The sequence below is a fragment of the Novosphingobium sp. genome (assembly GCF_049240505.1).
Classification (GTDB): domain Bacteria; phylum Pseudomonadota; class Alphaproteobacteria; order Sphingomonadales; family Sphingomonadaceae; genus Novosphingobium.
Window position 1 is genome coordinate 21,473 of record NZ_JBMLSM010000053.1, and the last position, 7,769, is coordinate 29,241.

The 7,769-nt window shown below is 60.1% G+C and carries 7 protein-coding genes; 6 read left to right on the plus strand and 1 reads right to left on the minus strand.

All coding sequences use genetic code 11. The features are described 5' to 3' along the window. The first annotated feature begins 29 nt into the window (after window positions 1–29). The 5 genes from ACOVQ0_RS04760 to ACOVQ0_RS04780 all read left to right on the plus strand — a co-directional run bounded on the left by ACOVQ0_RS04760 (window position 30) and on the right by ACOVQ0_RS04780 (window position 5,116). Window positions 30–1,367 (plus strand): MFS transporter, encoded by a 1,338-nt coding sequence (locus ACOVQ0_RS04760; protein ID WP_421880794.1) that lies wholly within the window; start codon window positions 30–32, stop codon window positions 1,365–1,367. Between the two features lie 127 nt (window positions 1,368–1,494). Then, a complete protein-coding gene (locus ACOVQ0_RS04765; protein WP_421880796.1) occupies window positions 1,495–2,757 on the plus strand; it encodes a dipeptidase in 1,263 nt (420 codons plus the stop codon). A 91-nt stretch (window positions 2,758–2,848) separates the two neighbouring features. Continuing rightward, window positions 2,849–3,229 carry a VOC family protein gene (locus tag ACOVQ0_RS04770; protein WP_421880799.1) on the plus strand — a complete coding sequence of 127 codons (381 nt, stop codon included), beginning with the start codon at window positions 2,849–2,851 and terminating at the stop codon, window positions 3,227–3,229. A gap of 329 nt (window positions 3,230–3,558) precedes the next feature. Next, the gene (locus tag ACOVQ0_RS04775) at window positions 3,559–4,656 is read left to right on the plus strand and encodes a mechanosensitive ion channel (RefSeq protein WP_421880802.1); all 1,098 of its coding nucleotides are present in this window, start codon (window positions 3,559–3,561) and stop codon (window positions 4,654–4,656) included. Between the two features lie 172 nt (window positions 4,657–4,828). Then, window positions 4,829–5,116, plus strand: a complete 288-nt coding sequence (locus tag ACOVQ0_RS04780) for a hypothetical protein (RefSeq protein ID WP_421880804.1) — start codon at window positions 4,829–4,831, stop codon at window positions 5,114–5,116. A gap of 4 nt (window positions 5,117–5,120) precedes the next feature. Here the strand turns inward: ACOVQ0_RS04780 and ACOVQ0_RS04785 are convergent, their stop codons facing one another. Beyond that, complete coding sequence (locus ACOVQ0_RS04785) at window positions 5,121–6,530, minus strand: helix-turn-helix domain-containing protein (protein WP_421880807.1); 1,410 nt, start codon at window positions 6,528–6,530, stop codon at window positions 5,121–5,123. Window positions 6,531–6,745: 215 nt separating this feature from the next. Between ACOVQ0_RS04785 and ACOVQ0_RS04790 the strand changes: the two genes are divergently transcribed. Next, window positions 6,746–7,769: acyl-CoA carboxylase subunit beta (locus ACOVQ0_RS04790; RefSeq protein WP_421880810.1), on the plus strand; the 1,024-nt coding region annotated here is incomplete at its 3' end.

Below are 7,769 nucleotides of genomic sequence, written 5' to 3' on the forward strand. Positions count from 1 at the left end.
GCGAATATCGGGACGAGGAAAAGGGCCGCATGACACAGACCCCGCGCGAGGTGATCGAGCAGACGCCAATGGGCGTGCGCCAATGGATCGTGGTGGTCCTGATGGTGCTGTTGAACGCGCTTGATGGGTTTGACGTGCTGTCGAGCGCTTTTGCGGCACCGGGGATCACCGCTGATTGGGGTATTGCCCGCCCGGCGCTGGGCGTGGTGCTTTCGGCCGAACTGCTCGGCATGGGCTTCGGTTCCGTGCTTCTGGGCGGGGCGGCAGACCGGTATGGCCGCAAATCTACGATGCTTGTCTGCCTCGTGCTGATGGCGATTGGCATGTATCTGGCGAGCATCGCAGCGGCGGTCCAGCCGATGGTTGCCTACCGGTTCCTCACCGGCATCGGCATCGGCGGGATGCTCACCACCACCAACGCGGTGGTTGCCGAAAGCACCAACAGCCGTTGGCGCTCTATCGCCATCGCGGTTTACGTGGCGGGCTATCCGCTGGGCGCGATCGTCGGCGGAATTGCGGCATCGGAATGGCTGCTGCCCACCTACAGCTGGCACGCGGTGTTTCTGTTCGGCGCGGTGGTGACCGCAGTGTTGATCCCGGTCATTCTGGTGCTGGTGCCCGAAACAGCGGCCTATCTGGTGACGAAGCGCGATCTGGCGGGCGTGAACCGCACGCTCGCCGCTTTCGGCAAGCCTGCCATCAGCGATCTGCCGGTGATCGTGGCGGGCACCGCCAAGCCGCGCGTAACCGATATCCTGTCAAACCCCAAACTGCGCCCGGTCACCCTGCTGTTGGCGTTCGGCTACACATTCCACTGCATCACTTTTTATTACATCCTGAAGTTTGGTGTGCAGATCGTGTCCGATTATCCGCCGGGCTATCCTCCAGCACAGGCGGCCACGGTGCTGACATATGCCAACATTGGCGGGTTTCTGGGCAGCGCGCTTTTCGGCTTCGTGATGGCGCGGCTGGGGGTCAGGTGGCCGACCGCGCTGATGTTGCTGATCGGCGCGATGATGGTGGCCTATTTCGGCACGGGGCGTGATACGCTGAAAGCGTGGCAAATGGCGACGATGATCGCCGGTTTCTTCACCAATGCAGCGATTAGCGGCTATTATGCCGCCTTTGCGCGCGGCTTCCCGGCTTATGCGCGGGCCACCGGCACAGGTTTCGCGCTGGGCGTGGGGCGGTTGGGCGCTGCGGGAAGTCCGTTGCTGGCGGGCGCCCTGTTTGGCTGGCTGGGAGACGACCAACTGTTGACGGTGTCGATCATCATGGCGATGGGCTCGGTTGTCAGCCTCGGGCTGTTTCTGATGCTGCCCGAGCGCGATGGCGACGACGTGATGTCGGAACAGGTTGCGCAATAGGATCACTTCATCACAAGCCGTTACCCGATGAAAACCCACACTGCGGGGTCAGTGGTCGCTGAGCTTCTGCTTTTGCCGCTGCGTAAGGATCTTTGAGCAAAGCGGGATTTGCGGCAGGATGGCGGGTATGAACCGCTCCATCCTGTTCGTCCCGCTTGCTTTCACGCTGATCGCTGCTGCTGCTCCGCCCGCGCGCCACCCCGATGGCGTGGCGGATGCTGCCTTGCGTGCAACCCCGGTTTTCGATGGTCACAATGACGTGCCCGAACAATTGCGGGATCGTCGCAAAGACGTGCTTGAAGGTTTCGATTTCCACGACACGCGGAACACTGGTGACGAAACCAAAGGCGTCCCCCCGATGATGACGGACCTTGCCCGGATGCGAAATGGACGGGTGGGGGCGCAGTTCTGGTCGGTTTATGTTTCGGCCAACTTGCCAGAACCTCAGGCCGTGCAGGCCACGCTGGAACAGATCGATGTCATGCGGCGGTTGATCGCGCGCTACCCTGCGGACATGCAATTCTGCACCGATGCGCGTTGCGTTGAGGCATCGTGGAAGGCGGGGCGCATCGCGTCCTTGATCGGCATGGAAGGCGGGCATTCGATTGGCGGGTCGCTGGCCGTGTTGCGCCAGATGCACGCACTGGGCGCGCGCTATATGACGCTAACCCATTTCAGGAATACCGCCTGGGCCGATAGCGCAACCGATGCGCCTTCGCATGACGGGCTGACGCCCTTTGGTGAAAAGGTGGTGCGTGAAATGCACCGTCTCGGAATGCTGGTGGACCTTGCGCATGTGAGCGAGGCGACGATGCGCGATGTGCTGACGCTGGAAGGCCCGCCCCCGATGGTAAGTCATTCCAATGCGCGCGCGATCAACGGTCATGCGCGCAATGTTTCTGACGATACGCTTCGGCTGATCGGGACGCGGGGCGGCATCGTGATGGTCAACTTCTATCCGCCCTATGTGATGGAGGCGGCAAGGCAGTGGTCGGCATCGCGCGAGGCCGAAGTGGCGCGTCTCAAGGCATTGCATCGCGGTGCGCCCGAGGTTGAGACGGCGGCGCTGGCCAAATGGGACAAGGCCAACCCCATGCCGCGCGGCAGCATCGCGGATGTGGCGGATCATCTCGACCATATCGCGCGGCTGATTGGCGCGGATCATGTGGGGCTGGGCGGCGATCTTGATGGCGTGGACGCAACCATAGCGGGGCTGGACGACGTTTCGTGTTACCCGGCACTGTTTTCGGAACTGGCCCGCCGGGGCTGGTCGCAGGCTGATCTTGAAAAACTGTCGAGTCGCAACATGCTGCGCGTGATGCGCGAGGCGGAAGGCTTTGCGCAGGCGCACAGGGCTGATGCGCCGCTGGAGAACGAGACGACGTTCTGACAATTCGGGTTCTGACGATTTGCCCTCGACGTTCGGGATTGAATTGGGCAAAGATTGTTTGGTTCAATAACATTTATGGACGGAGAGACAGATGTTCACGCACACCTTTCTTGGCACCAACGACGTTGAAAAATCACGCGGTTTCTACACTGCGGTGATGAGCGCGCTGGGCCATGAAACTGCCGTACCGCTGCCGCATGGCACGGCTTTCCCTTCGGCTGCCGGGTCGCTGATCGTGGCAACACCAGCCAACGGCGAAGCGCACAGCGTTTCGAACGGCTACACGCTGGGCTTCAAGGCGGCAGATGCGGGCGTGGTGGATGCGTGGCACGCGGCAGGGCTTGCCAATGGCGGGACCTGCGAAGGCGCGCCGGGCGTTCGCGAAAATTCGCCGGGGCAGCAGTATGGTGCCTATCTGCGCGATCCCGATGGCAACAAGATCTGCGCTTTCGCACCCAATCCGGGCGCTTGACAGATATCCTGAATTATCTTGGCAGGGCAAATGCTTGGCGTTTGCCCTGACAGACTATAGCAAATTTAAATTGCAAGTTATCCTTGTTTTAAAATGAGTTTTTGCAGTCCAGATTGACGAAAGAAGATTTTACATCTTGCAAGCTGATTTGGATGGGAATGCTTTTGATTGGAACCTTCGGGAAGTTTAACCCCAATTGTCGCTGAAATGCAGCGGTCGTGCGTTGGACGCGCATATGTTTGGGGGTAAACATGGCAGGACTACAATTTGCGCAAGGTCACTTTGATCGGGAGTTAGCCTTTCAATACGGGCAGAAGGCTCTGTCAGTATTGGTAATTCTGGTTGTAACCTGGGCGCTGGCCAAGGCCGCAAAGTGGGCATTCGCCAAACTGGTGAACCGCATCGCATTCCTTCAGCGCAATACCGGATCGGGCGAATCGGTTGGCGCGTCGTTGGGCAAGATCGTTTCACTGGTTGTCTGGCTGTTCGGCCTTATCGCCGTGCTCAACGTGCTCAATCTGGGCAGCGTGACCGGGCCGGTGCAAACCCTGCTGAACGATGTGATGGGCTTCATCCCGAACATTGCGGGCGCCGCCATCATTTTCTTCGTCGGCTCGATGATTGCCGGAATTGTCAGGCAGATCGTCGAAACCGCGATGCTCACCGTCAACTTCGACCGTTGGGCAAACAAGGGCGGCGTCGAGCAGGTGACCGGCAACGCATCGATCAGCAAGACGATCGGCACCGTGGTCTATGTTCTGATTATCGTACCTGTCGCAATCGCGGCCCTGCAGGCATTGCAGATTTCCTCGATCAGTGATCCGTTGGTGGGCATGTTGCAGACCATTCTGCGCGCCATTCCGAATATCATCGGCGCGGCGATCCTGTTGGGGTTGGGCTATGCACTGGGCCGCTGGGTTGCGGCTCTGGTCGAAGATCTGTTGCCGAGCCTTGGTGTAGACCGTTCGGTTGCTGCTCTTGGCATTCTGCCCGAAGGCACTTCGGTCTCAACCGTTGTTGGTAAGGTGGTGATGGTGGCGATCATGCTGGTGTCGGCCATTGCCGCCACCCGCCTGCTCAACTTTCCTGAACTGACCGCGCTGGTCAACGAAGTGCTGACGTTGGGCGGTAGCGTGATCTTCGGTGGCGTGATCATCGCTGCCGGTTTCCTGATCGCCAACATGCTATCCAAGCTGGTGGGTGGCGCTGCTGGCGACGGTATTGGCCCTATCGTTGTAAGATATGCCACCATTGTGCTCTTCGTGGCGATGGGCCTGAAGTATATGGGCATTGCAGACAGCATCATCGAAATGGCGTTCGGCGCTCTGGTCGTGGGTGGAGCGGCGGCTGGCGCATTGGCGTTTGGCCTTGGCGGCAGGGATGCTGCTGCGCGTGCGCTCGCCAAGCTGGAAAAGGATGGCGAATAAACCAGAAAGCCAGTTTCGCTAATTCAGCAGGTTAGCTGATGTTATGCGCCTCCTTCGCAAAACTGCGAGGGAGGCGTTGCCTTTTGCGGATCGTGGCGCATTGACGGTTTGTGCATAATATGCTTTCCAGCGTGAAAATATGCTGAATAATAGATAAAAGGGCGCGCAAATGGTGGTTGAAGATCGCAATCGCGAAGCGGGCTTGGCTGCTTTGGCGATTCACCTCAATACCATGCGTGTGCTGATTTCCACCCTTCTGCCGCAGATGGCGCGGCCATCCCCTGATCCTGAACGCTGGCTCGATGAGCTGAAGCAGATTGCGGTGCTTTCAGTGGATTACACCGCATTCCCGCAGGCCTTTCATATCAATTCCGATATGATGAAGGCTGCTGTTTCTGGTGCGGTTGAAGAGATGTTTGCGGGGGCGCAATCAGTGCTTGCCGTACATCGGGTGGCTTGATCGCTTAAAGATCAGTAATGCCATAAGGCACCAGATCGCGCGAATGCGGATCGACCACGATGGCGCGGTCGCTGGGCGGAAAGGCGCGCTGGTCGCACTTGTCGCGCGGACAGATGCGGCATGAAATGCCGATGCGAGTTACCGCTTCCGGTCGGGCGAGGTTCAGGCCATCCGCATAGATGAATTCGTCCGCAAGCGCCGCTTCGCAGCCCAGCGCCACGGCATAGCGGCGTGGCGGGCGGTAGAAGCTGCCAGATGGCTTGACCAGCCCTTTGGCAATCGAGACGTAGCGAACACCATCGGGCATTTCTGCGGCCTGCACGTGGATACGGTCCGGGATGGCGACGGCTTCGTGGACTACCCAAAGCGGACAGGCGCCACCGAAACGGGCAAATTGCAGGCGGGTAGCAGAGTGACGTTTGGTGATGTTGCCTGCCATGTCTACGCGGCAGAAGAACATCGGGATTCCACGCGCTTGCGGGCGTTGCAGCGTGGACAGGCGGTGGCACACCTGTTCGAAGCTTGCACCGAAAAGCTGGCGTAACTGATCGATATCATGGCGCATTGTGCGGGCGCGGGTGCGGAACCATTCATAAGGCATGATCAGCGCGCCTGCCGCGTAGTTGCCAAGGCCGACAGTAAGCAACTGGCGCGCGGCGGCGGATTGCAAGGTTGCTTCGGATACGATGGCCGCAATTTCCTCGCGGAGTGCTTCTGCTGCCAGTTGGTACGCCATCTGGAAGCGACCGCTTTCGATGGGTTGATTGGGGTCGAGCGTCAGGCGGCGGGCATCGGGATCGAAACGGCGCATCGCACCGCCACTGATCTGCTCAACCGCAATGCCCCGACTTTCCAGCCAGATCGCCATCTGCCCCATCGTGGGCGACATGCCGGTGCCAGACAGGCGCACCGCGAGACGTTCGGTAGCGCGGTCAATGCTATCGACATAATTATTGGCGTGGTGGAACCAGTCGCGCACTTCCTCCCACGGCAGGCGACCGCCTGAAACATTGTCGGAACCCAGCGCCTCATCGATGGCTTCGAGCCGCTGGACCGAACGGCGGTGCTGGTCCCACAACTGGGCAAAGGCCTGCGCGAATGCTGGATACTGTTCTGCCACGCGCTCTACCTGTTCGCCGGGGAGCATCAGGCCCAGTTGAGGCGCTGCAGTGGCATCGCGAAGCGCGGCAAGGACCGGTTCCACGCGGTCTGCGGCGAAATCCTGCCAGTCTACGGGGAAAGCCTGCTGCAGGCGATCGGTCAGCGCCGGGGTCAGGGGGCGCTCGTCATTCTCGATTTGCGAGAGATAGGACGCGCTGATGCCAAGAAGCGAGGCCATCTCGCCCTGCCGCAGCTTTCGCGTGGTGCGCAGGGTCTTAAGTTGCTCGCCTGCAAACAAGCGCCTGCGCGCCATATTTTTCCGCCCCAATTTGCAAAGTGATCCTTCGCAAGTTTGCAGAATAACATTGGACTTGGCAAGCGTGCTGGCGCAGTTGGAATGCCGATCCGCAAGTCGGCCCGCCTGTCGGGCTGGGTGCGGGCACGGCTCCGGCCCGCGCCCCGGGGAGGGGGAACGGGCCGGAGCCGGGCAGCAGATTTGAGTCTCACCGTTCAAGAGAGGGTGCCGGAATGTCCGCCAATATTGCCGAGATGGAAAAGCGCCGGGAAGCCGCGCGGCTGGGTGGCGGGCAAAAGCGCATCGACGCACAGCACGCCAAGGGCAAGCTGACCGCGCGTGAACGGCTTGATGTTCTGCTAGACGAAGGCAGCTTCGAAGAAGTCGACATGTATGTCGAACACAACTGCGTCGATTTCGGAATGCCGGATACGGTGATTCCGGGCGATGGCGTGGTGACCGGATCGGGCACGATCAATGGCCGCTTGGTCTATGTGTTCAGCCAGGATTTCACCGTGTTCGGCGGTTCGCTGTCTGAACGTCACGCGCAGAAGATCTGCAAGATCATGGATATGGCGTTGAAAGTCGGTGCGCCGGTGATCGGGCTGAACGATTCGGGCGGTGCGCGCATTCAGGAAGGTGTGGCGTCGCTTGGCGGTTATGCCGAAGTGTTCCAGCGCAACGTGCTGGCATCGGGCGTGGTGCCACAGCTTTCGCTCATCATGGGGCCTTGCGCGGGCGGTGCGGTTTATTCGCCTGCCATGACCGACTTCATCTTCATGGTGAAGGACAGCAGCTATATGTTCGTGACCGGTCCTGACGTGGTGAAGACGGTGACGAACGAGATCGTCACGCAGGAAGAACTGGGCGGCGCGGTGACGCACACGACCAAGACTTCGGTGGCCGACCTTGCGCTGGAAAACGATATCGAAGCGCTGCTGGCGGCGCGCGATTTCTTTGATTTTCTGCCGCTGTCGAACCTTCAGGACGTGCCCGAACGGCCCACGTCCGATCCTTATGACCGGCTGGAGCCGAGCCTCGACAGCATCGTCCCTGCATCGGCCACGCAGCCCTATGACATGCACGAAGTCATCCGCAAGACGGTGGATGAAGGCGATTTCTTTGAAGTGCAGCCCAAACATGCGGGCAACATCATCATCGGTTTCGGGCGTGTCGAAGGGCGCACCGTGGGCGTGGTGGCCAACCAGCCGATGGTGCTGGCAGGCGTTCTGGACATCAATTCATCGAAGAAGGCGG